Source organism: Ancylobacter rudongensis (assembly GCF_900100155.1).
In the GTDB taxonomy this organism is placed as follows: Bacteria; Pseudomonadota; Alphaproteobacteria; order Rhizobiales; family Xanthobacteraceae; genus Ancylobacter; species Ancylobacter rudongensis.
In genome coordinates this window covers 260,666-286,629 of the sequence record NZ_FMTP01000002.1, presented here as the reverse complement: position 1 = coordinate 286,629, position 25,964 = coordinate 260,666, and the positions used below count along the sequence as shown (strand labels likewise).

At 67.5% G+C, this 25,964-nt stretch carries 27 protein-coding genes and 1 tRNA gene; 13 read left to right on the top strand and 15 right to left on the bottom strand.

The window, feature by feature from the left end; translation table 11 throughout:
• The first annotated feature begins 20 nt into the window (after nt 1-20).
• The 8 genes from BLO63_RS06340 (at nt 21) to BLO63_RS06305 (ending at nt 6,988) form a co-directional block, all read left to right on the top strand.
• On the top strand, nt 21-653 hold the full coding sequence (locus BLO63_RS06340) for a ribonuclease D (RefSeq protein WP_091437880.1): 633 nt from the start codon (nt 21-23) through the stop codon (nt 651-653).
• A gap of 142 nt (nt 654-795) precedes the next feature.
• A complete protein-coding gene (locus BLO63_RS06335) occupies nt 796-1,599 on the top strand; it encodes a hypothetical protein (protein WP_244517674.1) in 804 nt (267 codons plus the stop codon).
• Nucleotides 1,600-1,646: 47 nt separating this feature from the next.
• Complete coding sequence (locus tag BLO63_RS06330; protein WP_091437879.1) at nt 1,647-2,306, top strand: LptA/OstA family protein; 660 nt, start codon at nt 1,647-1,649, stop codon at nt 2,304-2,306.
• A 227-nt stretch (nt 2,307-2,533) separates the two neighbouring features.
• Nucleotides 2,534-3,526 carry an LPS export ABC transporter ATP-binding protein gene (lptB, locus tag BLO63_RS06325; protein WP_091437876.1) on the top strand — a complete coding sequence of 331 codons (993 nt, stop codon included), beginning with the start codon at nt 2,534-2,536 and terminating at the stop codon, nt 3,524-3,526.
• Nucleotides 3,527-3,580: 54 nt separating this feature from the next.
• Entirely contained in the window at nt 3,581-5,197 is a 1,617-nt protein-coding gene (gene rpoN, locus BLO63_RS06320) for an RNA polymerase factor sigma-54 (protein ID WP_091437873.1), read from the top strand.
• Nucleotides 5,198-5,400: 203 nt separating this feature from the next.
• Nucleotides 5,401-6,006: a ribosome hibernation-promoting factor, HPF/YfiA family gene (hpf, locus tag BLO63_RS06315; RefSeq protein WP_091437870.1), complete on the top strand. Its 606-nt coding sequence runs from the start codon at nt 5,401-5,403 to the stop codon at nt 6,004-6,006.
• A gap of 91 nt (nt 6,007-6,097) precedes the next feature.
• A complete protein-coding gene (ptsN, locus tag BLO63_RS06310) occupies nt 6,098-6,562 on the top strand; it encodes a PTS IIA-like nitrogen regulatory protein PtsN (protein ID WP_091437866.1) in 465 nt (154 codons plus the stop codon).
• Between the two features lie 102 nt (nt 6,563-6,664).
• The gene (locus tag BLO63_RS06305) at nt 6,665-6,988 is read left to right on the top strand and encodes a helix-turn-helix domain-containing protein (RefSeq protein ID WP_091437862.1); all 324 of its coding nucleotides are present in this window, start codon (nt 6,665-6,667) and stop codon (nt 6,986-6,988) included.
• 178 nt (nt 6,989-7,166) lie between these two features.
• Here BLO63_RS06305 and BLO63_RS06300 read toward each other — a convergent pair whose 3' ends face one another.
• The 5 genes from BLO63_RS06300 to rpmH form a co-directional block, all read right to left on the bottom strand.
• The gene (locus BLO63_RS06300; protein ID WP_091437859.1) at nt 7,167-8,240 is read right to left on the bottom strand and encodes an NAD(P)-dependent alcohol dehydrogenase; all 1,074 of its coding nucleotides are present in this window, start codon (nt 8,238-8,240) and stop codon (nt 7,167-7,169) included.
• 124 nt (nt 8,241-8,364) lie between these two features.
• Nucleotides 8,365-9,039, bottom strand: a complete 675-nt coding sequence (gene yihA, locus BLO63_RS06295) for a ribosome biogenesis GTP-binding protein YihA/YsxC (protein WP_091437856.1) — start codon at nt 9,037-9,039, stop codon at nt 8,365-8,367.
• 19 nt (nt 9,040-9,058) lie between these two features.
• The gene (gene yidC / locus BLO63_RS06290) at nt 9,059-10,888 is read right to left on the bottom strand and encodes a membrane protein insertase YidC (RefSeq protein ID WP_091437853.1); all 1,830 of its coding nucleotides are present in this window, start codon (nt 10,886-10,888) and stop codon (nt 9,059-9,061) included.
• A complete protein-coding gene (gene rnpA, locus BLO63_RS06285; protein WP_091437850.1) occupies nt 10,885-11,283 on the bottom strand; it encodes a ribonuclease P protein component in 399 nt (132 codons plus the stop codon). The genes yidC and rnpA overlap by 4 nt, the downstream gene beginning before the upstream one ends.
• A gap of 65 nt (nt 11,284-11,348) precedes the next feature.
• Nucleotides 11,349-11,483: a 50S ribosomal protein L34 gene (gene rpmH, locus BLO63_RS06280; RefSeq protein ID WP_018389439.1), complete on the bottom strand. Its 135-nt coding sequence runs from the start codon at nt 11,481-11,483 to the stop codon at nt 11,349-11,351.
• A gap of 500 nt (nt 11,484-11,983) precedes the next feature.
• Between rpmH and BLO63_RS06275 the strand changes: the two genes are divergently transcribed.
• From BLO63_RS06275 to BLO63_RS06265, 3 genes are all read left to right on the top strand, one after another.
• A complete protein-coding gene (locus BLO63_RS06275; RefSeq protein ID WP_091437847.1) occupies nt 11,984-13,579 on the top strand; it encodes an ATP-binding protein in 1,596 nt (531 codons plus the stop codon).
• 41 nt (nt 13,580-13,620) lie between these two features.
• A complete protein-coding gene (locus tag BLO63_RS06270) occupies nt 13,621-14,958 on the top strand; it encodes a glycoside hydrolase 5 family protein (protein WP_244517672.1) in 1,338 nt (445 codons plus the stop codon).
• 502 nt (nt 14,959-15,460) lie between these two features.
• A tRNA-Arg gene (locus BLO63_RS06265) sits at nt 15,461-15,537 on the top strand.
• On the opposite strand, the gene BLO63_RS06260 is transcribed toward BLO63_RS06265, so the two are convergent.
• The 9 genes from BLO63_RS06260 to BLO63_RS06220 all read right to left on the bottom strand — a co-directional run bounded on the left by BLO63_RS06260 (nt 15,538) and on the right by BLO63_RS06220 (nt 22,035).
• Nucleotides 15,538-16,626 (bottom strand): tyrosine-type recombinase/integrase, encoded by a 1,089-nt coding sequence (locus tag BLO63_RS06260; RefSeq protein ID WP_091437841.1) that lies wholly within the window; start codon nt 16,624-16,626, stop codon nt 15,538-15,540.
• Nucleotides 16,616-16,816 carry a hypothetical protein gene (locus BLO63_RS06255; RefSeq protein ID WP_091437839.1) on the bottom strand — a complete coding sequence of 67 codons (201 nt, stop codon included), beginning with the start codon at nt 16,814-16,816 and terminating at the stop codon, nt 16,616-16,618. Before BLO63_RS06255 ends, BLO63_RS06260 begins: the two co-directional genes overlap by 11 nt.
• 5 nt (nt 16,817-16,821) lie before the next feature.
• Nucleotides 16,822-17,034: a phage head-tail joining protein gene (locus tag BLO63_RS06250; RefSeq protein WP_091437836.1), complete on the bottom strand. Its 213-nt coding sequence runs from the start codon at nt 17,032-17,034 to the stop codon at nt 16,822-16,824.
• Entirely contained in the window at nt 17,034-18,866 is a 1,833-nt protein-coding gene (locus tag BLO63_RS06245; RefSeq protein WP_091437835.1) for a prohead protease/major capsid protein fusion protein, read from the bottom strand. Before BLO63_RS06245 ends, BLO63_RS06250 begins: the two co-directional genes overlap by 1 nt.
• A complete protein-coding gene (locus BLO63_RS06240; RefSeq protein ID WP_091437833.1) occupies nt 18,863-20,251 on the bottom strand; it encodes a phage portal protein in 1,389 nt (462 codons plus the stop codon). The genes BLO63_RS06245 and BLO63_RS06240 overlap by 4 nt, the downstream gene beginning before the upstream one ends.
• Entirely contained in the window at nt 20,251-20,778 is a 528-nt protein-coding gene (locus BLO63_RS06235; protein WP_091437830.1) for a hypothetical protein, read from the bottom strand. The genes BLO63_RS06240 and BLO63_RS06235 overlap by 1 nt, the downstream gene beginning before the upstream one ends.
• An 86-nt stretch (nt 20,779-20,864) precedes the next feature.
• Complete coding sequence (locus BLO63_RS06230; RefSeq protein WP_091437829.1) at nt 20,865-21,185, bottom strand: hypothetical protein; 321 nt, start codon at nt 21,183-21,185, stop codon at nt 20,865-20,867.
• Nucleotides 21,182-21,613 carry a hypothetical protein gene (locus tag BLO63_RS21085; RefSeq protein ID WP_162841772.1) on the bottom strand — a complete coding sequence of 144 codons (432 nt, stop codon included), beginning with the start codon at nt 21,611-21,613 and terminating at the stop codon, nt 21,182-21,184. The genes BLO63_RS06230 and BLO63_RS21085 overlap by 4 nt, the downstream gene beginning before the upstream one ends.
• Nucleotides 21,610-22,035, bottom strand: coding sequence for a hypothetical protein (locus tag BLO63_RS06220; RefSeq protein WP_091437826.1), 426 nt, complete (start codon nt 22,033-22,035; stop codon nt 21,610-21,612). Before BLO63_RS06220 ends, BLO63_RS21085 begins: the two co-directional genes overlap by 4 nt.
• Nucleotides 22,036-22,813: 778 nt before the next feature.
• Here BLO63_RS06220 and BLO63_RS06210 point away from each other — a divergent pair.
• Nucleotides 22,814-23,215, top strand: a complete 402-nt coding sequence (locus BLO63_RS06210; protein ID WP_091437821.1) for a hypothetical protein — start codon at nt 22,814-22,816, stop codon at nt 23,213-23,215.
• 126 nt (nt 23,216-23,341) lie between these two features.
• Complete coding sequence (locus tag BLO63_RS21080; protein WP_162841771.1) at nt 23,342-24,382, top strand: AbiJ-NTD4 domain-containing protein; 1,041 nt, start codon at nt 23,342-23,344, stop codon at nt 24,380-24,382.
• A 50-nt stretch (nt 24,383-24,432) separates the two neighbouring features.
• On the opposite strand, the gene BLO63_RS06200 is transcribed toward BLO63_RS21080, so the two are convergent.
• Nucleotides 24,433-25,860: an SNIPE associated domain-containing protein gene (locus BLO63_RS06200; protein ID WP_162841770.1), complete on the bottom strand. Its 1,428-nt coding sequence runs from the start codon at nt 25,858-25,860 to the stop codon at nt 24,433-24,435.
• Nucleotides 25,861-25,964 lie beyond the last annotated feature (104 nt).

The following is a 25,964-nucleotide window of genomic DNA, read 5'->3' as shown; positions in this document are numbered from 1 at the left end:
TTTCAGAACCCACGGTTCCCATGAGCATCCGCCTGCATCGCGGCGATCTTGTCGATCTCGCCCGCTATACCCCCGACAAGGCCCCCTTCGTCGCCATCGACACCGAGACGCTCGGCCTCAAGCCGCACCGCGACCGGCTGTGCGTGGTGCAGCTGTCGCCGGGCGACGGCACCGCCGATGTGGTGCAGATTCCCGCCGGGGCGGGGCCGGGCAGCGCGCCGAACCTCGAAAGCCTGCTCACCGACCCGCGCAGCGTGAAGCTGTTCCATTATGCCCGCTTCGATGTGGCGGTGCTCGGCAAGACCTTCGATCTCACCGTCTCGCCGGTGTGGTGCACCAAGATCGCCTCGCGGCTGACCCGCACCTATACCGACCGGCATGGGTTGAAGGAGCTGGTGCGCGAACTGCTCGGCATCGACCTGTCGAAGCAGCAGCAGAGCTCGGACTGGGCGGCCGAGGAACTGAGCGACGCGCAGCTGCACTACGCCGCCTCCGACGTGCTGCACCTGCACGCGCTGCAGGCCCGTCTCGCCGCCATGCTGGCGCGCGAGGGACGCGGCGAGCTGGCGCAGGCCTGCTTCGAATTTCTGCCGACCCGCGCCAAGCTCGACCTCGCGGGATGGCCGGACGAGGATATTTTCGCGCATATGTGAGCGTGCCGCCTGACAATCGCCGGCTTCTCGGGCGAGTGGGAAGCATGCGGCCGCTCCGGCTTGCGCCTTTGGTCGGAAGCCGCCATCTTGAGCGGCGGCCGGGGTGCGGAGGTGGCCGTCAGCCGGGGATGAACCGTCGCGCATGAACAAGCATGTCGAACCCCCCGTTTTGCGGGGCGCGAAAGCGAGCGAGCCGGTGGAGCGCCGCGTGCCGACTCACGCCTCCGCTCCTGGCGGCTCGCGCGGCCCCTCGCAGGCCCAGCTGTTCAAGAACGCGCGGCGTCACAGCCGCCGGGTGCGTTTCTTTCGTGTCGCCCTGCCGCTCGGCGTGGTTCTGGCGCTCGGCACCACGCTGGCGATCAATTATCTCGATCCCTTCACCCTCGCCGTCGACCTGCCCTTCGACCTCGGGCGGGTGTCACTGTCGGGCACGCAGGTGAAGATGGAGTTTCCCCGCCTGCATGGCTTCACCGCCGATAATCGCGGCTACAATGTTTCCGCCTTCTCCGCCTCGCAGGACCTGACGCAGCCCAACCGAATCACCCTCGACAAGATCGAGGCCAAGCTGGAACTGGCGGACAAGGGCTGGGCCAACCTCACCGCCATCGGCGGCAGCTACGACACCAAGACCGAGAATCTCACCCTGGATGGCGGCGTGACCTTCGACACCTCCTCTGGCTATGGCGGGCGGCTGAAAGAGGCCTCGATCGACATCAAGGGCGGCACGATGGTGTCGAACAGCCCGGTCGAGCTGACCTATCTCGACGGCAAGCTGACCGCCGACACGCTGGAAGTGTCGCAGAAGGATTCACGCGCGCTTCTGGTCGGCAATGTGCAGCTGGACTTCAAGATGCCGGTAGCCGACGCGCCGGCGGCAGCGCCTGCGGCCGGCAAGGCTGCGCTGGCGCCGGCGGTCGAGGCCGGCGCCGCCGGCACACATCCGTGACCCTGCCCTCATTGAACCCTCGGCGCGGGGCGGCTAGACATGTCGGCATGAACATGCCCCTCGCTTTCAGCCGTGCCGGCCTTGCCGCCCTTGTCATCGCCGCCGGCCTCGGCCCGCTGGCCTCGGCCGCCCAGGCGCAAGGCAACAATGTCCCGAACGCCCTGCAGGGCTTCGCGGCGAATCGCGACGCGCCGATCCGGATCAACGCCAACAGCCTGGAAGTGCGCGACCAGCAGAAGCAGGCGGTGTTCAGCGGCAATGTGGTGGTGCAGCAGGGCGACACCACGATGCGCTGCAAGGAACTGGTGGTTTTCTACGACGGCAAGGAAACGGGCGGCAAGGAGGCGGCGGCGCCGTCCGGCGACGCGCTGGCCGCCGGCAGCCCGATCAACTCGTCCGCCATCCGCCGGCTGGAAATCAACGGCTCGGTGGTCGTGACCACCAAGGAACAGACCGCCACCGGCGACCAGGGCGTGTTCGAGACCAAGGCGAACACCATCACCCTCACCGGCAACCCCGTCGTGCTCACCTCCGGGCCGAATGTCATTCGCGGCAAGAAGCTGACCGTCGACCTGACCAGCGGGCTGTCGCGCTTCGATGGCGGCCGCATTGAAAGCCTGATCGTGCCCAACAGCATGGGCAGCGGCGGCGGCCTGCCCGGGGGCAAGCCGGCCGCGCCGGCCGCCAAGCCCAAGCCGGCGCCGTAAGCCGCCCGCGGGACCGGCTCGCGCCTCTTGCGAGCCCGGGCGGCGCCCGGCTGAGCGATCCCCGGCGCTACGGGTTTCCGCCCAGGGGTCATGGGTATGCAAACACCCGTTTCCGGGTTCCGCCTGACTCTGCCCCCATTTCGGCCCGGTTCTTGCATCGCGATTTGCCAGCGGCGCGCCGAACGTTTATCACCTTCCGGGTGGTGATCTCACCACGGAGGGTGCGCGTGGGACTTTTCTCGACGATCGTCGGACGTGGCAAAACAGCGTCGCAACGTTCCGAGTCCGCGTCCGCGCCGGTGCGCGGCTTCGGCAGCCATGACGAGGCGGCGCCCGAAGCCGACGACATCGAGGCGCGTTTCCAGGCCGATTTCGAAGCAGCGCTGGCGGCGGATCTGCGCGCGCCGCGCGAGGCGCCGTCCGTCCGCACGGCCGAATCGGCTCCGGCCAGGTCCACTGTGACGGCGTTCCGCACGCCTGAGCCGACGGTGGGCGAACAGCGCATGCTGAACGCGGTCGGCCTTGCCAAGAGCTATGGCGGCCGGCAGGTGGTGCGCGGGGCCAGCCTGCATGTGCGGCGCGGCGAGGCGGTGGGCCTGCTGGGGCCGAACGGTGCCGGCAAGACCACCATCTTCTACATGATCACCGGCCTCGTGAAGGCCGATGCCGGCCGCATCGAGCTCGACGGCCACGACGTGACCCACCTGCCGATGTACCGCCGCGCCCGCCTCGGCGTCGGCTACCTGCCGCAGGAAGCCTCGATCTTTCGCGGCCTGTCGGTGGAAAACAACATCCGCGCGGTGCTGGAGGTGGTGGAGCCGAACCGGCGCGAGCGGGAGCGCCAGCTCAACGAGCTGTTGGAAGAGTTCCGCGTCACCCATGTGCGCAAGTCGCCCTCCATCGCCCTGTCCGGCGGCGAGCGGCGACGGGTGGAAATCGCCCGCGCGCTGGCCTCGCGCCCGACCTTCATGCTGCTGGACGAGCCCTTTGCCGGCATCGACCCCATCGCGGTCGGCGACATCCAGGCGCTGGTGCGCCAGCTCACCGAGCGCGGCATCGGCGTGCTGATCACCGACCACAATGTGCGCGAGACGCTGGGCCTGATCGACCGCGCCTACATCATCCACTCCGGTTCCGTGCTGATGGAAGGCTCGCCCGAGGAAATCGTGGCGAGCGAGGAAGTCCGCCGCCTCTATCTCGGCGAGGAGTTCCGTCTGTAGCATGGACCGCTCCCCGCCCACCGCTGTTGCCGCCGCCCGTGGAGAGTGCGCGCCATGTCGCTAGGTCCGCGTCTCGAATTCCGCCAGACCCAGTCGCTGGTGATGACGCCGCAGCTGATGCAGGCGATCAAGCTGCTGCAGCTCTCCAATCTCGATCTGGTGGCCTATGTCGAGGCGGAGCTGGAGCGCAATCCGCTGCTGGAACGCCAGACCGAGCCCGAGGGCGAGCGGGCCGGCACGGGGGAGGGCGAGGCCGAGGCCGGCGCGGTGCGCGAGCGCACCAGCGATGCCGATCTCGACCCGAGGGCGGAAGCCGCCGGCGAACGCGACATGCGGGACGAGCGCGACGGCCGCGACGAGCGGGTGTCGGACTGGCTGGAAGAGCGGCTCGACACCAGCCGCAGCGCCATCGAGGACCGCCTCGACACCAGCATGGAGAACGTCTTTCCCGACGATACCGGCCGTGAGCCGGTGGCCCCGCAGCCCAGCGGCGAAGGGCCCTCCTATTCCGAATGGACCGGGACGGGCGGCGGCGGGCAGGACGCCGAGGGCTACAATCTCGAAGCCTTCGTCTCGGCGGAGACCTCGCTGGCCGACCATCTCGAAGCCCAGCTGGTGCTGGCGGTCAGCGATCCGGTCGAACGCCTCATCGGCCTCAACCTCATCGACCTGATCGACGAGGCCGGCTATCTCTCCGCCGACCTTGCCGGCGTCGCCGAGCGGCTCGGCGCCCCGCTGGCGACGGTGGAGAAGGTGCTGGCCGTGGTGCAGACCTTCGACCCGCCCGGCATCGGCGCGCGCTCTCTGGCCGAGTGCCTGGCCATCCAGCTGCGCGAGCGCAACCGCTACGATCCCTGCATGGCGGCCTTGCTGGCCCATCTCGAACTGCTGGCACGGCGCGAATTCGGCACGCTCAAGCGCGTGTGCGGCGTCGACGACGAGGACCTGGCCGAGATGGTCGGCGAAATCCGCCGGCTGAACCCCAAGCCGGGCCTCGCCTTCGGCTCCGGGATCATCCAGCCGGTGGTGCCGGATGTGTTCGTGCGCGGGGCGACCGACAACTGGCTGGTCGAGCTCAATTCCGAGACCCTGCCGCGGGTGCTGGTCAACCAGGCCTATTATTCCCGGGTGCAAAAAATCACCCGAAATGAGCGCGAAAAGGCCTTTCTCTCCGACTGCATGCAGACGGCGACCTGGCTCACCCGCTCGCTGGACCAGCGCGCCCGCACCATTCTCAAGGTGGCGACCGAGATCGTGCGCCAGCAGGACGCCTTCCTCTCGCTCGGCGTGCAGCACCTGCGGCCGCTGAACCTGCGTATGGTGGCGGACGCCATCGGCATGCACGAATCAACCGTCTCGCGCGTGACGTCCAACAAATACATGTCGACGCCGCGCGGAATCTTCGAGATGAAGTATTTCTTCTCGTCCTCCATTTCGTCCTCCGATGGCGGCGAGGCGCATTCGGCGGAATCGGTGCGCTTCCGCATCAAGCAGATGATCGAGGCGGAGAGCCCGGACGACGTGCTCTCCGACGACACTCTGGTGCAGCGCCTGCGCGAGGCCGGCATCGACATTGCCCGCCGCACGGTGGCGAAATATCGCGAGGCGATGCGGATTCCCTCCTCCGTGCAGCGCCGGCGCGAGAAGCAGGCGGCCGCCGCCGCCGGCTGAGCCGGCCGGCACGGGGGCGCGAGGCGGGTTCAAACCGGCTTCACACAAGCTTCACACACGCTGTCCACCGCTTCTCGTTGACACTTTCCTTCGCGGCTCATACCTCTTAGTGGCACCGGCCGGGCATGTTAGGGAGTTCGGGCAGGGCGAGGGGCGATTTCGCGAACGCTTCCCGACCCGCCCCAGCAGAAGGACTAGTCACGATGCCGCTGCGGGTTTCAGGAAAAAATCTCGACGTGGGCGAAGCTCTCAGGCAGCGCGTTTCCGATCGCGTCGCCGGGGCGATGGACAAGTACTTCGACGGTGGCTGGTCCGGCCACGTCACCGTAGCCCGTGAGGGTTCCGGCTATCGCGCGGACTGTGCACTGCATCTCGACAGCGGGACGGTGCTGCAGGCCCATGCGGACGCGCAGGACCCCTATGCCAGCGCCGATGCCGCCGTGGAGCGGATCGAGACGCGGCTGCGGCGCTACAAGAGCCGGGTCAAGCGCCGCGCCGGCAATGGCGAGGGCACGAGCGAGCCCGCCCCGCGCGGCGAGACCGTTCCGCTCACCGTCTTCTCGGCACCCGACCACGAGGATACCGAGCCCAGCGAGGGCTGGTGCCCGACCGTGGTTGCCGAGGCAACGGCCAACCTGCCGCGCCTCTCGGTGAGCAACGCGGTTCTCGAACTCGACTTCACCGGCGCCACCGCCCTGGTGTTCCGCCATGCCGGCCATGGCCGCATCAACGTCGTTTACCGGCGCGGGGACGGTCATGTCGGCTGGGTAGACCCGCCGGCCAACGCCCTGGCGGACGAAATCCATTGATCACCCTGCCTCATGGGAAGCGCGCGGCCGCTGGAGCGGCTCGCGCGCTTCGTCTCGCCCCGACCCGGATCGCCACGCCGCGGATCGTCTCATGGCTCTGAACGACATACTGGCCCCATCCGCCGTGTTCCCGACCCTCAAGGTCGGCAGCAAGAAGCAGGCGCTGCAGGAGCTTTCCGCCCATGCGGCGGCCTTGCTGAAGCGTGACGAGCGCGAGATCTTCGAGACGCTGAACCAGCGCGAGCGCCTCGGCTCCACCGGCGTCGGCAACGGCATCGCCATTCCGCACGGCAAGCTGGCCAAGATGGACAAGCTGTTCGGCATGTTCGCCCGGCTGGAGCGGCCGATCGACTTCGAGGCGCTGGACGGCGAGCCCGTCGACCTCATCTTCCTGCTGCTGGCGCCGGAGGCGGCGGGTGCCGATCACCTCAAGGCGCTGGCGCGGGTGGCCCGGCTGCTGCGCGATCCCGAGACCGCCCGCAAGCTGCGCCACTGCCGCGACGCGCAGGCGATCCACACGCTGCTGACCGGAACGGCGGCCACCGACGCGGCATAGAACGCCGGCGGCGTCGGCCTTCGCCGGACAAGATGCGGGCGGGTGATGACTTTCCCCGCCCCGCGCCCTACCTCAACAGGGTCAGACGTCAGGAGCCTCGCCATGCCCGAAACCCTTCCCGCCAGCCTCGCCCTTTCCGCCGGCCAGTGCCGGGCGGCGCGCGCCCTGCTCGGATGGAGCGTCGCCGAGCTGGCCGAGAAGGCGCGCGTGACCCCGGCCTGGCTGGAGGCCTTCGAGCGCGGCGGGGAGACGGTGGACGATTTTGACCCCGGCGAGGCGGGGAGGATGCTGCGGGCGCTGGAGGAGGCCGGCATCGAACTGCTCGCGCCGGGCCAGGCCAGCACCGGCGGCGGTCCGGGCCTGCGCATCCGCCAGCAGGGCGGCTATATCCCGGCCGAGCAGCTCTCTTCCGCCAATGATGGCTGACCCGCGCGCGTCATCCCGGCCGGCCCTCAGGGCCGATCCGGGATTGCTGGAGCCATTGAGGTGCCGTCCCTGTCCTTCGCCGCGCCGCTGCGATTGATGGAAACGCCCCTGCGACGGAGCGCCCCTCACCCCAACCCTCTCCCCGACGGCGAGAGGGAGAGAGTGGCTCCCGGCCGCTCTACGGCGTGATCGCCACCTTCAGCACGCCGTCGCGCTGGTGCGAGAACAGGTCGTAGGCGGCCTCGATGTCGTCCAGCTTGAAGCGATGCGTGACCAGCGGCTTGAGGTCGACGCGGCCGGAGGCGATGACGTCGATCAGCCGGCGCATGCGCTCCTTGCCGCCGGGGCAGAGCGTGGTGACGATCTTGTTGTCGCCCAGCCCGGCGGAGAAGGCGCCGAGCGGAATGGTCAGGTCGGTGGAATAGACACCGAGCGAGGACAGCGTGCCGCCGGGGCGCAGCACCTTCAGCGCGCTGGCGAAAGTGCCCTGGGTGCCCAGCGCCTCGATGGCGACATCGACGCCGCGCCCGTCGGTCAGCGCCATGATCTGTTCGACCACGTCGCCCTGCTTGAAGTCCACCACATCGCTGCAGCCGAGCTGGCGGGCGATGGCGAGCCGCTCCGGCACGGTGTCGACGCCGATGATGCGGGTGGCACCTTTGAGCTTGGCGCCGGCGACGGCGCACAGGCCGATCGGGCCGAGCGCGAACACCGCCACGATGTCGCCGATCTGCACCGCGCCGCTTTCGGCGCCGGAGAAGCCGGTGGACATGATGTCCGGGCACATCAGCACTTCCTCGTCGGAGAGCGCATCCGGCACCGGGGCGAGATTGGCGAGGGCGTCGGGCACCAGCACATATTCGGCCTGGGTGCCGTCAATGGTGTTGCCGAACTTCCAGCCGCCCATCGGCTTGAAGCCGTGCTTCATGCCGGGCCCGTCCTGCGAGCCGCAGCCGCACAGGCAGGCATAGGAATAGCCTGAGGGGGTGATGGCGCCGGCGATCACCCGCTGGCCCTCGGCATAGCCCGTCACCTGCGAGCCGAGCTTCTCGATGATGCCCACCGGCTCATGGCCGATGGTGAGGCCGCGGGCGACCGGATACTCGCCCTTGAGGATGTGCACATCGGTGCCGCAGATGGTGGTGGTGGTGATGCGCACCAGCGCGTCGAGCGGCCCGATTTCGGGAATCGGTTTCTCATCGAGGACGATTCGGCCGGGTTCGACGAAGATGGCGGCTTTCATCTTGGGCATGGCACTCTCCTGCGGTTGACGCGCGCGATCCTCGCGCGGTCGACAGGGGGCGGCCATGACAGGGGTCAAAAGCCGGCGATCTAACCCTGCAGGACGTTAACGCGCCAACCCGCAGGAAGATGCCTCAGCGTATGCCGCGCTCGGCCATCAGCCGGATCACCGCCGCCCTGAGGTCGCCGATGCCGAAGCCTTCGCGGCTGGAGGTGGGGAAGACGATGGGAAAGGCCGCCGGGCGCCGGGCCAGGCCCGCCTGCGTCTCCGCCACCCGTTCCGCCAGCTCGTCCGCCCGCAGCTGGTCGGCCTTGGTCAGCACAACGGCATAGGAGACGGCGGCCTTGTCGAGCCCGTCCAGCACCTCGCGGTCGATCGGCTTCAGCCCGTGGCGGGAATCGATCAGCACGAAGACGCGGGCGAGATTGGCCCGCCCGCGCAGGTAGGCGTGGACGGTGGCGGTCCAGGCGTCGACCTTGTCCTTCGGCGCCTTGGCGAAGCCATAGCCCGGCATGTCGACCAGGGTCAGCTCCGGCCCGAGGCCGAAGAAGATCAGCTCCTGCGTGCGCCCCGGCGTCACCGAGGTGCGGGCCAGTGCCTTGCGCCCGGTCAGCGCGTTGACCAGGCTCGACTTGCCGACATTGGAGCGGCCGGCGAAGGCGATCTCGATCGAGCGCATCGGCGGCAGCGTGGCGATGGTGGGCGCCGCGGTGAGGAAGGTCCACTCGCCGGCGAAGAGGCGCCGCCCGGCCTCGATCTCGTCGGCCGTGAAGGCCGACGCAGCAGACGTATCGTCGGCCTGTTCCATGGCGTTCAAAGTCCCCGCATCAGCCGGCCTTCGGCTTCTTCGTGCGGACAAAGATGCTCTTCACATTGTCCCACAATTCCACCTTCACGCCGTTCTTGCGCATGATGATCGACTGCTGCAGCACCGAGAGCGTGTTGTTCCATGCCCAGTAGATGACGAGGCCGGAAGCGAACGAGGCCAGCATGAAGGTGAAGACCAGCGGCATCCAGTCGAAGATCATCTTCTGCGTCGGGTCCGGCGGGGCCGGGTTCAGCTTCATCTGCGCCCACATGGTGCAGCCCATGATGATCGGCCAGACGCCGAGCATGAGGAAGTGGCCGATGACCGGCACTGTGCCGGGATCCCACGGGATGAGACCGAACAGGTTGAAGATGGTCGTCGGGTCGGGGGCGGAGAGATCGCGGATCCAGCCGAAGAACGGCGCGTGCCGCATTTCGATGGTGACGAACAGCACCTTGTAGAGGGCGAAGAAGACCGGGATCTGGATCAGGATCGGAAGGCAGCCCGCGACCGGGTTGATCTTCTCCTTCTTGTAGATCGCCATCATCTCCTGCTGGAGCTTGACGCGGTCGTCGCCATAGCGCTCGCGCAGCGCCGCGATCTCCGGCTGCACCGCCTTCATCTTCGCCATCGAGGCGTAGCTCTTGTTGGCGAGCGGGAAGAAGATGCCCTTGAGCAGCACGGTGACGACGAGGATGGCGACGCCGAAATTGCCGACGAAGCGATAGATCCAGTCTATCACCAGGAACAGCGGCTTGGTGATGAAATAGAACCAGCCCCAGTCGATCAGCAGGTCGAAGCGGTCAATATTGTACTGGGCCTGGTAGCCGTCGACCAGCTGCACCACCTTGGCGCCGGCGAACAGGCGGCCATCGGTGGAAGCCTTGGCGCCGGGCGCCACGGTGACGGCGTCGCCGAGGAAATCGGTCTGGTAGGTCAGGTCATTGCCGTTCTGCGCGGCGGAGAACCGGGCCTGCACCTTCTCGGCCGAGCCGGGGATGATGGTCGCGGCCCAGTATTTGTCGGTGATGCCGAGCCAGCCGCCGACCGAGGGGAAGGTCTGGCTGCGGGATTCGGCGATGGCGCTGTACTTGATCTCGTGCAGCCCGCCCTCGGAGGTAACGCCGATCAGGCCCTCATGCAGGATGTAATAGCCGAGCGTGTGCGGCGTGCCGTGGCGCGAGACCAGCGCATAGGGGTGCAGCGCGACCGGCTCGGCGGTGGTGTTGTCCACCTCATCAAGCACATGGAACATGTAGTTGGCATCGATGGAGAGGGTGCGGCGGAAGGTGAGGCCGGCACCATTGTCCCAGGTCAGCACGAGCGGCGTCTCGGGGGTGAGGCGCGCGCCTTCCGGGGCGGTCCACAGCGTGTCGCCGGCCGGCACCGCGACATTGGCGCCCGCGCCCGGCACCCAGCCGAATTCGGCATAGAACGGGTTCGGCCCGCCCGAGGGCGAGAGCAGCACGATGATCGGGCTGCTGTTGTCGACGGTCTCGTGGTAGCCCTTCAGCGACAGGTCGTCGATGCGCCCGCCACGCAGGGCCACCGAGCCGATGACGCTCGGCGTCTCGATGGCGATGCGCGGCGTGCGGGCCAGCGCCTCGGCCCGGGTCATCGCCCGCGGCGCGGTGCCGGCGGCGGTGGGGGCCGCGGTGCCGGGCGCGGGAGCCTGCGAACCGGCCTCGCTGCCGGCCTGGCCCGGCGCGGCGGCCTGCTGGGCCGCCTGCTGCTGGGCGGCCTGGCGCTGCTGCTCCATCTGCGGCACGCCGGAGAAGAACTGCCAGGCAATGAGCACCGCCATCGACATGACGATGGCGAGGATCATATTGCGGTTTTCGGACGTCATGGCAGGGGCTCTCCGTCGGCGCGCGGCGGGCTCTGCGCAGGCTCGCGCGCAGGCTTCGGCGGGCGCCGGCTTCCTGAGTGAAGGCGGGCGATTCCCCGCTCTATGTCGTGGATGAGGGCGGTGAAAGGCGTGCCGAGCGCGGCGCGCCGGGCGACGATCACATAGTCGAAACCGTCCTTGGCCGCGCGTGGCAAGGCGTCGCGGGCCGCCGCGCGCAGGCGCCGGCGGATACGGTTTCGTACCACGGCATTGCCGTGTTTCTTGGTAATGGTGAGGCCGATGCGGGCCGGCGCCTCATCGGCGCGGTCGCGGCCCTGAAGCAGGAGCGGCCCGGAATTGGCGCGCAGCGCGGACGCTGCGGCCAGAAAATCCTTGCGCTTGACGAGCCGGTCCATGATAGGGCGCCGATCCTCAGGCAACAGAGGGGCGCGCCCCAGCCATGTGGGGTCGAAAGGCTCGGTCAGGCCGACAGGCGCTTGCGGCCATGGGCACGGCGCAGATTGATGATCTTGCGGCCGGTGCGGGTCGCCATGCGCGCACGGAAGCCGTGCCGGCGGGCGCGCACGAGCTTGCTCGGTTGATAAGTGCGCTTCACGGGTCTTTCTCCGCTTGTTCGATCTGCCGCCCTGATGCCGGAGGTTTCCCGTTCCGGCACGCCACGGAACCAGCCGGGGCGAAAATCGCAGATGCGGGAAGCAATCCAACGGCGGGGCAGCCGTGGTTGGGCGGCTTATAGGGGGCACTCCTGCCCAAGTCAATGCGCCAATCCCGGTTGCATCGACCAATCCACCTTCCCGCGCTCCGCTCCTCTGCTGCTTCCGCGGGGGCATGCGCGGTGGGCCATGCCAAGCCGCCAGCTAACGCGATAGGCTTCCGCAAAAGGCTAACGCAAAAGCGTTGCCATCGGGGCGCCTCTGGCAACGGCGCTCGCCCGCCTTACATGAATGTGATCGGGCGCGGGAGGCGGGCCAGGGAGGGGGAAAGGCCTGCGCTTTCCTGATCCGGCGTCGTTTCCCTGCCGTAATCCTCCCATCCGATGGCGCGCGCGTCGGGCCCGGGAGGGGCGGCGCGGGAGCGGAAGAAGCGTTGTTTGGCATGAAGAAGCGTTCGCAAGCCGGGACCGATGGCGTCGCCGTGCCCGCCCTTACGGCGGGCGGTACCGACTCGCGTCCGGGCGGCGGCGGGCTGCCGTCGGGGACGACGGGGTTCGGCGGCACGGACGGGACCGCCGCGCCACGGCTTTGCGAGGGGCGCGGTTTCCATCTCGGCCTGTCCGGCAAGCTGCTGGCCTTCACCCTTGCCTTCGTGCTGCTGGCGGAGGTGCTGATTCTGGTGCCGGCCGTTGCCGCCTTCCGGCTCAACTGGCTGTCCGACCGTCTCGCTTCCGCCCGTACCGCCGCCCTCGTGCTCGACGCGGCGCCGGATGGCATGATCTCGCCGCAGCTGACGCAGGAACTGCTGCGCAGCGTCGGCGCCATCACCGTGGCGCTCAAGCGTGACAATACCCGCCGGCTGCTGGCCTCCTCCGACATGCCGCCGGAAGTCGACCACCACGCCGATGTGCGCGATGTCGGGCCGTGGCAGGCGGTGCGGGAGGCGTTCGACACGCTGCTTTCGCCGGATGGCCGGGTGATCCGCGCCGTCGGCAACCCGCCGCGCGGCGAGGGTTTCGTCGAGATCGTCATCAGCGAGACGCCGCTGCGCAAGGCGATGCTGCGCTTCACAGGCAATGTGCTGCTGGTGTCGCTGGTGATCGCCGCCCTTACCGGCGCGCTGGTCTATCTCGGCCTCGCCTGGATGTTCGTGCGGCCGATGCGCCGTCTCACCCAGCGCATGGTCGCCTTCCGCCTCAACCCGACCCTGCCGGTGCTGGACCTGGACGACGACCGGCGGCTGGACGAAATCGGCCAGGCCGAGCGCGAGCTCACCACCATGCAGCGCCAGATCGCCGAGACGCTGCAGCAGAAGAACCATCTCGCCGCGCTGGGCCTTGCCGTGTCGAAGATAAACCACGACCTGCGCAATCTTCTGGCCTCGGTGCAGCTGATTTCCGACCGCCTCGCCGACATACGCGACCCGGCGGTGCAGCGCTTCGCCCCCAAGCTGGAAGCGGCGCTCGACCGTGCCATCGCCTATTGCGAGCACACGCTCGCCTACGGCAAGGCGCAGGAGCCCCCGCCCGAGCGGCGCATGGTGGCGCTCGCCCCGCTGGTGGCGGAAGTGCGCGACACGCTGGGCCTCGGCGTGGGGGAGGACGGTACCGGCATCGGCTTCGTCGAATCGATCGACCGCGACCTGATGGTCGATGCCGATCCGGACCAGCTTTTTCGCGTGCTGCTCAATCTCTGCCGCAACGCGGTCGAGGCGCTGCGCGCCCGTGCGCCCAACGACGTCGCCCGCGACCAGATCCGCATCACCGGGCGACGCGAGGGCGCCATTGTCGTCATCGAGGTCGCCGATACCGGCCCGGGCGTGCCCGCGCGGGCACAGGCGCATCTGTTCGAGGCGTTCCAGGGCTCGGTGAGCCGGGGCGGCACCGGGCTCGGCCTCGCCATCGCCGCTGAGCTGATGCAGGCGCATGGCGGCGATGTGCAGCTGGTCCCCGGCACGATCGGCGCTACCTTCCAGCTGCGGGTGCCCGATCGCCCGGTCGATCTCGACGCTCATCGGGCGTTGCGATCCTACGGCTGAGGGCGCGGGGGCGCAGCGCCGAGAGAGGACGCGATTTGAAAATGAGCTCCACCATGGTCGGCCCTGCGCCGGCCATCCTCAGCCGGCGGGGCCTTCTGGGCGCGCTGGCGGCGTCGGTTCCGCTGATGGCGGTGCCCGCCCTTGCCCAGCCCCAGCTCGCCACCCCGGTGATTCCCGGCGCGCCGGGCGCGACGCCCACAGACGTGACCATCGAGGGCCACATCCTCCTTGTCGACGGCCAGCCCTTTGCGGTGCGCGGCGTCGCCGGTGACGGGCCGCTGGCGCTGCTGCCGGGCCTCGGCGCCACCACCGTGCGCAGCTATGGCGAGGACCCCGGCCCGCTGCTCGACGAGGCCGGCAAGCTCGGGCTGAAGGTGATCGCCGGCCTGTGGGTCGGCCAGCCGCGGCAGGGCGCCGACTACACCGATGCCGCCTTCCGCGCCCGCCAGCTGGCCGAGCTGGAAGCCGTGGTGACCAAGTATCGCGACCATCCGGCGCTGCTGATGTGGGGCATCGGCAATGAGGTGGAGGTCGATCTCGACGATGATTCGGCGGTCTGGCCTGTCATCGAGGAGGTGGCCGCGATGGTCGCCCGCGTCGATGCCAGGCACCCGCCGCTCGCCGTGCTGGCCGAGACCGGCACCGACAAGGTGGAGAAGCTGCGCAAGGCGGCCCCCAGCATCAGGGTGCTCGGCCTGAATTCCTATGGCGACGCGCTCTATTCCGTGGCCGAGCGGGCGCGCAAGCAGGGCTGGGACGGGCCGATCATCATTACCGAGCTGGGCGCGCTCGGCCAGTGGCAGGCGGCGCACGCGCCCTGGGGCGCGCCCTTCGAGCCGAGCTCGACCCAGAAGGCGATTCAGCTGCGCCGCTATCTCGCCGCGCTGGAGGAACAGGGGGCCGGCACCATTCTCTTCCTCTGGGGCCAGAAGCAGGAGGTGACGCCGAGCTGGCACAGCCTGCTGCTGCCGGACGGCGTGTGGCTGGAGGCGGCGGAAGCCATGGCGCAGGCCTGGGGTGGCCAGCCGCCTGGCGGCAACCAGGCGCCGCGCATCGCCTCGTTGCGGGTGGCGGGGGAGCCGAGCGCGCCCTTCGCCCGCTGGAGCGCGGACGAGGAGGGCGCCTTCACCCTCGACGCCCTCGAGCCCGATGGCGACCTGATGGAGGTGCGCTGGTTCGTCATGGCGGAAAGCGACGACCGCGGCATTGGCGGCGACGCCGAGCAGGTGCCGGCGCTTTTCCCCGATTCGGTGCGCCAGAGCGGGCCGACCGGCGCCCGGCTCTCCGGCCTCAAGCCGGGCCATTACCGCATCTTCGTCGAGCTGCGCGACGGCAAGGGCGCCGGCGCCACCGCCAACATGCCGTTCGAGGTGCAGTAAGGACCGCGCCTGAAGCCGGCGGGGCGCCGGGGCCCGGCTGGCGATGCCTGGCCAATGGCGCCTGGCCGGCGCGGCCCGGTTGGCCGAGGCTCTCGGCGGAGGATCCCGGCCAAGACTCCCGGCCAAGACTCTCGGCTCGGCCAAGCCTCCTGGCTGGGGATCTCGGCTGAGAGCATTGGAGGCAAAGGCTTCGCACGGCCATGGCTCGGGACGACGGCGTGGGGCGTCGACGCGCGGAGGACGACGGGCGGCCGCACGTTTTGGAGGGGACAAAGCCCCTGGCCGGCCGCTCTTCTCCTGGCGCGACGGGCCTCGGGCGTCAGCGCCGGCCGCGCGGCAAGCCTGTGGGAAGCCTGTGGCTAGGCTGTGGATAGTGCGCTTCGTTTGCACGGCGTCTTGCAATGCGCACGCAAACGGGGTAGCAGACGGGCCCTCGCGGTTGGTTATCACCTGTTGCCGACCCGCCGCGAACAGGCTTCCTCCTTCATCGGCAGGAAGCCGGGCGCCCGTAGCTCAGCTGGATAGAGCACCAGACTACGAATCTGGGGGTCAGGAGTTCGAATCTCTTCGGGCGCGCCATTACTTAGCATCGGACTGAGCCTCCCGTTTGGCAGTCTGTTTTGCAAACTCCGTTTCCAGAACGTTCTCCAGCTTGGCAATTGCGCTGTCCGCCATCGTGCTCGTGCGGGCGAGATACTTGTCGAGAATCTCCTGCGCGCGGCGCAGGGTGTGCCCGGTCACGGCGACGATCTCGCCGAGGTTGCAGCCGGCCTGAAAGAGCATGGTGACGGTCGTTCCGCGCAGATCGTGGAAGTGTAGATCCTCGATGCCCGCCGCCTTGCAGGTGGCTTCCCACTGGTCGGCGAAGTACCGCTTCTTGAACGCCCGGCCGGTCTTGGTGGTCAGGATCAGGGTCGAGCGCTTGGCGAGGCCGTCGAGCGTGTCCTTCAGCGCCTTGGTGCAGCGGATGGTGATGAGGCGCCCCTCCCGCCCGGCACGGCGTGACTTGCCCTGGCGCAGTGTGATGCGCGCGCCGTCATAATTGCCCCATGCGAGGCGCAGGAGGTCGCCCTGGCGCTGGCCCGTATGCAGTGCTAGCACGAGACCCAGCTGCATTTCTGGCGACGCTACCGCCATGAAGGCGTCGACATGCTCCGGCAGCCAAATCTTGTCAGAACGGTCGCCCTGATACGCGCGATCGAAGCCCTGCAGGACATTCACGTCCAGCGGGCCGTCCTTTGCTGCCCACGAGAGCACACGCGCGAGAATCGTGACGCGGTTGTCGGCTTCACGCGGCTTGTCGGCGGAAAAGGTGTCGTGCCACTTCAGCACGTCGCGACGAAACGCCTTGTCCTGCAGCGCGAGGACAGGGCAGGTTCCGTACTCGCCATCCCAGAAGGTGAAAATCCGCCGATACTCGGCCTTCGTGCTCTCGGCCAGCCGGCGCCACTTCGCGGTCTGCTCGAAGTCACGGAACAGGCCGGCCAGTGTGCCGGCCGTCCGGTTGCGCATGCTCGCTTCCGCCTCAGCGATCGAGGCGAGGAAGGCGGGCGAACCGGGCTCGCCGGCGAGGCGTTGCCCGCTCGCCCGGTGATAATAGTACGTCGCCTCCTTGCCGCTCGCGAGCCTGCGGCGGATCGTGTTGATACCTGAGAGCTTAGCGCGCATTGCCCGCCTTCCACTTTTCGTAAGGCGAAAGCTCCATCGCCGGCGAGGCAGCTTCCGCGTCTTCGCCGACGATCTCGATCCGCCCGTCGGGATGGGTGATAAGGCGCGCCCGCGCATATCCCGCCGCCCGCGCCGCCTTGAACAGGCGGGTGGCGTCAGACTGCGGGATGAGGGCAGGGCGCTTCGCCATCGTTTTCAGAGCCCCTTGCTTGTTGCGAGATAGACGACCTTCGCCGGGGCATTTGCCCCGGCGATCTGGCGCTCGACGTCGGCGATGGCGGCGGCGAGTTCGCTGTCGGTGCGATACTCCACCTCCTTGCCGTCGGTGTAGCGCAGGCGGCGGACGCCATCGGCGCGCACTGAGCGCAGCCGGGCAAGGCGGTCTTCGAGGCTGTCCCTGACCGCCATCACGCGCCCTCGTTCTTGTAGAGGCCACGGAAGTCGATGACGCCGCAGCCGAAGTCGAGCCCGGCGGCAACCTTGACGGCGCGGGTGTCGAAGTCGATCTCGGTGCGGATCTGCGGCCCCTCAGCGCCGGAGACGTAGCCATAGACGAGGCTGGGCGCCGCAGCGGGGTCCGCCATGACGTACCAGACCGCGCCGGTGATGTTGGCGTCGACCACCAGCTCCATCGTGCCCGCCCACGGGTTCACATCGCCCGCCTTGGCGGCGGTGATGGCGGCGAGCACCTGGCGGGCGGCAAGCTCGGTGTCCGGCCCAACCACGAGGAAGCGGGGGGCGAGGTTGAGCGGCACGCCGTCGAGGCTCTTCTGCTTGCGCAGCGCGGCGACGGCGAGGGCGACCGAGGCGGCCGAGAGGACGGCGCCGGCAGCGGCCTTGTTGCCGTGGTCGGCATGGAACAGCGCCTTGCCGTCCGAGAGGGCGGCATTGGCGGCGAGCAGGCCGTAGACGCGGGCATTCTCGTCGCTGGCGGCGCGGATGGCGATCATGGAGGAGAAGTCCGCCAGCGCCGACAGGTCGTCATTGATGAGGGCGCGGCGGCCGATGGCGATGCCGGCATTCAGCTCCTTCGCCCGCACCTTCTCGCGGTTCTCGGAGAGGGTGCCGTATTTCAGCTCGCCGCCCTCGTTGGTCTCCCGGAAGGTCGGGAAGTCGCCGATGCGCAGGAAAGAGTGGTCGCGGAAGTCGGTGAAGGACCGGCGCGCGGCGATCAGGCGATAGGTCGGCTCGGCGGCGGCGTAGTTGGCGAGCAGGGCCTTGTTGGCCGCGTCCGCCAGCAAGAGCGGGAAGTCGCTGGTGGAATGGGCGCCGACGGCGCGCTCCATCAGCGCGTTCTGGTCGCGCAGGTTAAGGCGTTCGCCGCGCGCCTGGGCGAGGTCGCCGATCATGTCCAGCATGCGGAAGCCGGCATAGGCGCGCGAGCGCCCCTCCAGCTTCACCCGGCCGGGGGCGAGGCGATGGGCGAGAGCCTCGCCCATGGCGGAACGGATCGCCGCCGGGTCAGTGTGATCCTGAGTGACCGTCGCCACGGTCGGGTGGAAGGTCTGCAGCGGGGCGCTGCGGGCCTGCATGGCGGCGAAGGCGGCGCCACGGGCGGCGTCGGTGGTGGCGTTGGCGTCGATCTGGCTGTCGATCCAGCCCTGGTCGAGGCCGGCGACGTTGGCGATGGAACGGATCTCCATGTTGATCGCCGCCCGCTCTGCAGCGGCCGGCGGGTTGAGGGACGGCGCGGGGGCCGGGGTGGAATGAGCGGGCGCGGGCGCCGGCTCGGTGCTGACCGTCATGTCGTGGCTCCTGATGCCTGCATGCGGGTCGGCGGGGACAACGACGAGGCTGGCCTCGATCAGGGTGAAGCGCTCGGCCACCTTCTCGCGGCGGCCGGTCTTCGCATTGGTGCGCTCGGACCAGCGCTCGACGCCGTAGCCGATGGAGATGCCGAAGGTGGCACCGTCCGACAGCTCGGCGGCGATGCGCCGGGAGCGGGGATTGTGGCGGGAGAGCGTGGCGCGCCCGAGGAGGTCCCCGCCGACCACGCGCAGCGTGTCGACGTTCCCGAGCTGGCGGTCCACGCTCTCCCTTCCGTGGCTGTCGAGCAGGGGCACGCGGGCGGGCCACGCCGGCTGCGACAGGAGGAGAATCTCGTCATAGGGGCCGCGCACGTCCCAGCGCTCGACGGCGGCGCCGGTGGAGAGCACGGCCTCGAAGGTCTGGCTGTCGGCATCCCAGCTGGAGGCGGGAAGCGGCGCGCGGCGGGTGAGGATCTCGGCGGGAGCGTTCATGCCACGGTCTCCTCGATCGCCGGCGTCGGCTTGGCCGTGGCGGGCGCGGTGAAGGCGAGGCCGAGGCTCGCCTCGCGGGCCTTGTCGGCGGCGATCTCGGCGTCGAGCGCGCCCACATCCATGCCGCGCGCCGCCACCGCCTCGCGGCGGCTCATCAGCCCGGCATTGATCGCCTCGATCTCCGCCTGTACGTCCTTGGCCGGGTCCACCCATTGCTGCTTCGGGGTGATCCAGCGCACCGGGAGCAGCTCCTGCGGGCGGGCGGCAAGCCGGCCCTGCAGGCTCTCGATCATCGCCCAGCGGCGCCAGATGGGGCGCAGCGCTTGGAAGACGATCACATTGTGCTGGGTCATCTCCACCCGGCGGCGCCACTCGACGAGGCCGGCGCGGATCGAGGAATAGTTGACGCTGGAGAGGTCGCCGGTCAGCACCTCATAGGGCAGGCCGAGCGCGGCGGCGATCTCGTGCAGGGTGATGCGGGCGAAGTCGTTGGCCTCCTGCGCGATAGCGGGCGGGTTGGAAAAGGTCACGTCCTTGCCCGGCGGCAGCACCACCATGGCGCCCGGCTCCAGCGAGCCGATCAGCGCCTCGCCCTGCGTCTCGCCGCCGAAGGGCGCGGTGCCATCCGTGGTGGTGATGAGGCCGGCGAGAAGCGCGCCGACCTTCTGGCGGGTGAGCTGGGCGCCGTGCCACTCGTCATGCTCGGCCAGCCGCAGGATCGCCGGGGCGAACCACGACACGCCGCGCACCTGGCCGGGGAAGTCGGGGCGGAACAGATGCACCACGTCTTCCGCCGGCACGCGCACCGGCTGAAGGTTGAGGCCGAGGCCGATCTCCGGGCGCTCCTTGACGATCCAGTAGGCGACGCGGGAGCCGAACATATCGAACTCGACGCCATTGACGATGCGCCCGCCCTGGGGGAGCGGGCGGGTGAGCGAGGCATCCAGCTGGTCGGGATCGAGCACCCGAATGCGCAGGCCCGCCGGGGTGGCGATCAGCAGCGCCAGCGCCTCGCCATCCACCACCATGCCGCCCACCATCAGGGCCGTGAGGCCATAGAAGTCCATCAGGCCGTCGGCGTCGGCCTCGTCCGTCCAGGCCGTCCAGCGCGCCGCCAGCGTGCCGGTCACGGCCGGGACGATGCCCGTGCCGACCAGCGCCGCCACCCACGCCGCCTTGGCAGCCGCCGCGTTCGGGTTGTTCGCCACCAGATAGCGGGCGCGGTAGCCGAGGGGAGCACGGGCCGCCTGCGCGGCGCCGTGCTGGTTGCGCATCCCGCCCCAGCCGGTCGCGCGCCGGCCCGTCGCCGCGCCCTCATAGGAGCGCGAGGCCGGGCGCAGCGCGCTCTTGGCGCGGTCAAAGAGGGAGGAGACGAGGCCCATCATCACGAGGCCTGTTCGTTGGACAGGAGGTCGCGAAGCGGCTCGGGAAGGTCGAGGGCCAGCTTCTTGAGGTCGAAAACAAGCGCCTTGCCGCCCGCATAGGCGGGGATGCGATTGAGGTCGTCGAGTCGAACAACTCCGAACTTGCCGGGCTCGATCCCGATGGGGGACGGGTGGCCGTCCTCTTCGGGCCAGGCGATCGCATAGGGCATGTCGCGGTACGCGCCGTAGCTCTCGACCAGCCAGGCGATGACGTAAAGGTTGAGCAGCGAGGCGATGTGAAGAGCCGCGCTCAGTTCGACACGTAGCGTCGTCAGCGACTTCGCCAGAGCGAGCGTCGTGACCTCGCCACGCAGATACAGCCACGTCGGGCGTTTGAGCTGCTTGATCTTCTCCAGATCGCGCGTCCAGCCGTTCTCCAGCGGCACCACGCCGAACCCGGTCAGCAGACCACGGTGACGCCAGTCGCGCAGGGTCTCCGGGGTGATGCCGGTCAGTTCGCGGATCTGCTGGGGCGAAAAGTACTGCATGGGAGCTCACACCATTGGACGATGCAACGGTTATAACCATCGCATCATCCAACGGTCAAGTGCGGCCGGTGATCTTTCGGCGCTTCTCATGCGATCCGCCACCCGTTCAACGCGCCGCCCCATTGCTCCATCAGCCCCTCCGCGTCGGCGATCCCGTCTTCCGCCTGGTCGTGCTCGCAGTCGCAATCCCAATGGCCGGTGCCGCCAGCGAACCCTTCGGGCCGGCCATCTTCCCAGCCGAGCGAGGGCTCGCCATCGCTGTCCGGCTCATCATCGCCGCCGTCTTCCTCGTCCGGGTTGCCGTCCAGCTCGTCGAGCAGCCCGATCAGCGCCTCGATCGTGCGCTCGGCCCGCTCGCGCAGGCGCTGGCGCTCCACCATCACGAACTCGCGGGTGTGGGCGTTCATGGCCGCGCCTCCCGGCACAGCTGGGAAAGGGAGCGGCGCAGCGCGGCGAGGAACAGGTCCTCATAGGTCACGCCGCCGTCCGTCTCCTGCGTGCCGAGCGGCAGGTCGCGGCGCACGCCGCCCTGGCCGGAGCCTTCGACATAGGCCACCAGAGCGTACAGGCCGGCGAGCGAGGTGGGCGCCGTACCGAGCATCTCGGCATAACCATGGTCGGCGGTGCGGACCAGCACGGCGAGCCGCTCCTCGTCCTCTTCCGTCACGGCCGGGCAGGCGCGCACCGGCTCCATCAGCCGCTTATGCCAGGCGATGCGGGCGAAGATCGGATCGGGCGGCGCCGCCATTGCAACGGCACCGGCGGGAAGGCTGACCAGTGCCGCGCCGAGGGCGAGCGCCTGGCGCCGGCTGGGGGCGAGGGGTTGGCCACTCATGTCCGCCCCTCCGGTTGGGAGACGCGGGGTTTGCGCCAAAGGTCGATCGGCTCGGCGCGCTCGTCGAGGAAGCCGCCGGCGCGCAGGCGCGGATCGGCCTGCCACTCATAGGTCAGCCGGCTGGCATAGACCCACGCCTCGGCCGGGCGCCCATGCGCGGCACGCCGCGCGCCGGCGCCCTCCAGCCTCCAGCCATCACCCGGCGCCGCCAGCTCGTCCATGGCGGCGGCGAAGGCCAGCCACGCCGACCGGGCGCGCTGCAGCGGGTCGGCGGGGGTGATCGGGACCGGCGCCGCAAGGCTTGGGGTCGGCACTGCCAGCGCCAGAACGCCCGTCGGCACGGTCACAAGCGCCGCGCCAAGGCAAAGCGCCTGGCGCCGGCTGGGAACAAGGCTCTCCCGTTCGCGAACATGGCTGTCCATGCGCGTGCTCCTCAATGGTGGGAAGGTTGAAAGGCCGGCGAACGCCGCCGGCGGCTCGATGACGAAGGGGCGTGGCGCGCACCGCGCTGCCCAGGAATCCCAGCGCGGGCCGGCCGGCCGCGCCACGCCCCTCCGGGCCGGGGCCTCAGCTGATGGTGGGTGCGGTGCCCTCCGGCGCGCTGGCCAAGATCAGCGCGCGGAGGCCAGAGGCACCCATCCGCCGGGCGAGGCCCCTGCCGGTGGCGGGCGGGGTGCGTTCCACGCCGGGCAGGAAGTCCAGCGCGCCTTGACGGACGCGCGGCCCCGGATGCCCAGCGTGCGCTTATCCGAACGCACCCCGCCCATCCGGCTAGGAGCCTTCAGCCACATGGCTGCGGGGCCGCATGGGGCTCGGCACACCACGGCCAAGCGCCGCGCGCCGGCTGGGGACGTACCTCACCCGTTCGCGTTCATGGGTGCCCATGCGCGTGCTCCTGTGATAGGAATGGATCAACAGTTTATGTTGATAGGTTGATTGACTGCGGTCGTCAACAGAAAATGTTGATCCAATGACGCCAGCTCAGAGCCGTGCGGCCCGCGCACTCATCGAATGGACGCAACCGCAGCTCGCCTCCGCAGCGGGCCTCGGACTGTCCACGGTCGTTGACTTCGAGAAGGCTCGTCGAGCTGTCTCAGAGGAGGCGGTGTCGGCCATCCAGCGCGCGCTGGAGGGGGCTGGCGTCATCTTCGTCGCCGAGAACGGCGAAGGGCCGGGGGTGCGGTTGAGGAAAGAGCGGCCGTGAACCCTCCCGAGCAACCGCTAACGCTTACGCGAGAGCAAGCGGCAACACGCCAGATCGAAGCAGCGATCGCGGCCCTTGAGTATGGCGGCTTTGATGTCGCCATCACTCTGGCAGGTGCCGCCGAAGGCATGTTCGACTTTCGGAAAGAGGACACGATCTTCGATGGTCTGGTGGCCTCCGAACGCGCGCTGGCACGCTTTAGCCGTAAGGAATGGATCGCGCTCCTGAATTGGGAGCTCACTTGGCTGAAGCATTCGAGCGATCGGACCGAGCCTGTCACGATCGAACTCGACGCCGCCGCGTTCATGATTGCCAGGGCGGCGAGTAAGCTGACGAAATGGACGCCGCCGATTGAGGAGTTTCGGGTGTGGTTCGTGAAGCGGGTGAACGGCACCTGAATCTAATGAATAAGTTGATACGAATAGACTCAATTCGACGGTGTGACGATAGAGGGAGATGAACCTATAGCGAATTAAGATCAAACAAAACAACCAACGGACGCTTACGTTTCTCCGGAGAAAAATATGCTTATAGATATATTCGCCAGACGCTACGAAAGCACCGCTATTTTTAGATCATTCGATGACAGAGATAAGAGATTAATAGTTCAGTCGTTCCGAATTTTATCAGAGGATTTATTTCCATACTACGATGATGGAAAAGAGATTGCTTATAACGTAGAGATTTGGACGCGACTTCACAGAGAGCTATCAAGAGAGCTAGGACTTATCGAGCTTGCTCCACAATGGTACTCGTACAATATTAAATGGAATGGAAATGATACTATTCAAACTCATAAAAATACGATGATTAAAATATGCGAAAATTGGATGAATCAGCCAATTTCCGGATCTCCAGATGTTCATATTAAAGATCGTATCAGCTTGATTGAGCTTGGATTTAGGCTAAGGGAGAATCAAATAGCCACGAGGCACAGCAAACCAGTTTCAGTTATTGAGAAAACGCTCGCCTCTCTTAGGAGGGCCGACTTAAATTTGCCCAAAGATCAGATCCAAGCTGTGCATAGGATGCGAGAGCAGGAGCTTTCTGATTTTCGCTCATCTGTTGAGGAGTTGAACGCTCGGTTCACCCAAGCGGGTTATCCTATTAATTATCACAATGGTTATATTCAAATATCGAATGAAGGATTAGTGCAAAAGGAAGTTGAGTCTCCATTTTGGTTAATATTATCGTCTCCGATTTGGAAGAACGTCGATCACGACATGAAAGAGGCGTTGGATTTACGAGATTCTAATGGACGCGATCCTGCATTCTATGCCGCTCGCGCCCTTGAAAGTACGATAAAAATAATATCAGAACAAAAAGGATGGACGCACGGCAAAGAGAAAGGTGCACACAACTACATAGATAATCTTGCCTCGAAGGAAAATTCATTCATTACGCCGTGGGAAGCCATTTTACTCAAGGAATTTTTTACTAAGATTAGGAATCCTCTAGGGCATGGGCCTGGGAGTGCCGAAATGCCAGTCCTATCGCGAGAGCAAACACAGTTTGCAATCGAATTTGCCATGATATGGATAAAATATCTCGTTGTCCGAATGTAGCGGTCCTTTCTGTTGGAATCTAGTAGACCGCTTTGGAAGATAATTCCGTGTTATAGTTCTTCTGGAAACATGCTCTGCTTCGCGTCCGTTGAAACGGAGAGCGCCGCATTCCGCCGCGCCAGCGTTTCGCGATACTCCTGCGCTTCCACGTCCCTGAAGAACGCCGAGGCGGGCGCCAGCCGCTTAACAGCCGCCTCGACATCGTCGATGCTCGGCACCCGGAAGAACTCCTTGCGGCTGTTTTCGGTGTTGATGCGGCCCCGGTTGAACTCAGCATGGAGCGCCCGCTCCAGCGCCGGCGCATCATCGCTGTAGATGATGGCGTGGGTGTCGAAGAAAAACGGCACGCTGGCATCGCCAAGCTCGCGCACGCGGTCGTTCGGATCGAGGCGCCGGGTCAGGCCGATCTTTACCACGTCCGCGCCAAACGAGCCGACATTCGAGATGATGTAGACGTAGCCGGAGCGGGTGCGTTCGGCCATCGCCTGGGCGCGCTCGGCTTTCGCGTGAGCCTCTGCGAGATCGCGCTCCAGCACCTGTATCTGCGCCTCGAAGGCTTCCAGCTTTTGCCCCTGAAAGCTCGCGGCCTCCGCCCTGGCTTTCGCCAGCAGGCGCTCATACCGCGCCTCCTCGTCCTGGGCGCGTTCGAGATCGCGAAGCAGCTTCTGCTCCTCGCGGGCGAGCCGAGCGGCCTCCGATCGTTCCTCGCGCTCCTGCTTCGCCCGTTCACGGTGCTCGTGGGTGAGATACAGCTCCCGCAGCTTCAGCTTCGCGTATTCGCTTCCAATGAAGATCTTGTTGGATTCGTTCAGCTTGTCGATCTGCTCGGACGCGCGCTCTATCCGCTTTTCCATGGCGTTGATGTTGTTCCACCGGGCATTGGCGATGGCCGCGTCGCACTCATTGTTGAAAGCCCGCAGGGTGAGCCGGATGTTCCGGTTGGTCATCGTTCGGCCCTTGGCCTTGCTGCCGTCCACTGCCCACTCGATCGGACAGACGACGGCGGTGCCAGCCGCCACCAGCTCCTTCTGCAGGCCCCGCACCTTCAGGATTTCGGCCTTGTAGGCCTCGCTGTCGGTGAAGTCGAAATGCGGCTCGTAGACGCCCATTTCTGCAAAGGCCAGGCGCTCGTCGAAGATCGCGACTTCGGCCGCCAGGCGCTCATAGGTCGTCCGCTTGTCCTTGTAGTCCGTCCGCAAGGTCGAGAGCTGGGTTTCAGCCTGGGCCGTCTCGGACCGTAGCTTTTCCAGTGTGCCCGTAGCCTCGGTGAGTGCCTGCGTGATCGTGCGGTGCGCCTCGGCCCTGAGCCGCTCTATCTCGGCCTCGACATCGAGAACGGGCTTGAATCGTTGTTCGAGGGCCGCGAGCTTCCGGCGGGCGCGCATCAAGCCTAGCGCCAGGGCGACCAAAACCGCGAGGAGGACGAAGGCGACGAGTGCCGCGATCACGAGGATAAGCGGCTGCAGTTCAACCGTCATGGCACCATCCGCACGTTACAACTCTCGGACGGTACTGCCTTGCCCAACGGCAGCCAAGGGGTGCTTGCGCCATGCGGCCGGGCAGCGAAGTCGACACGACGCCT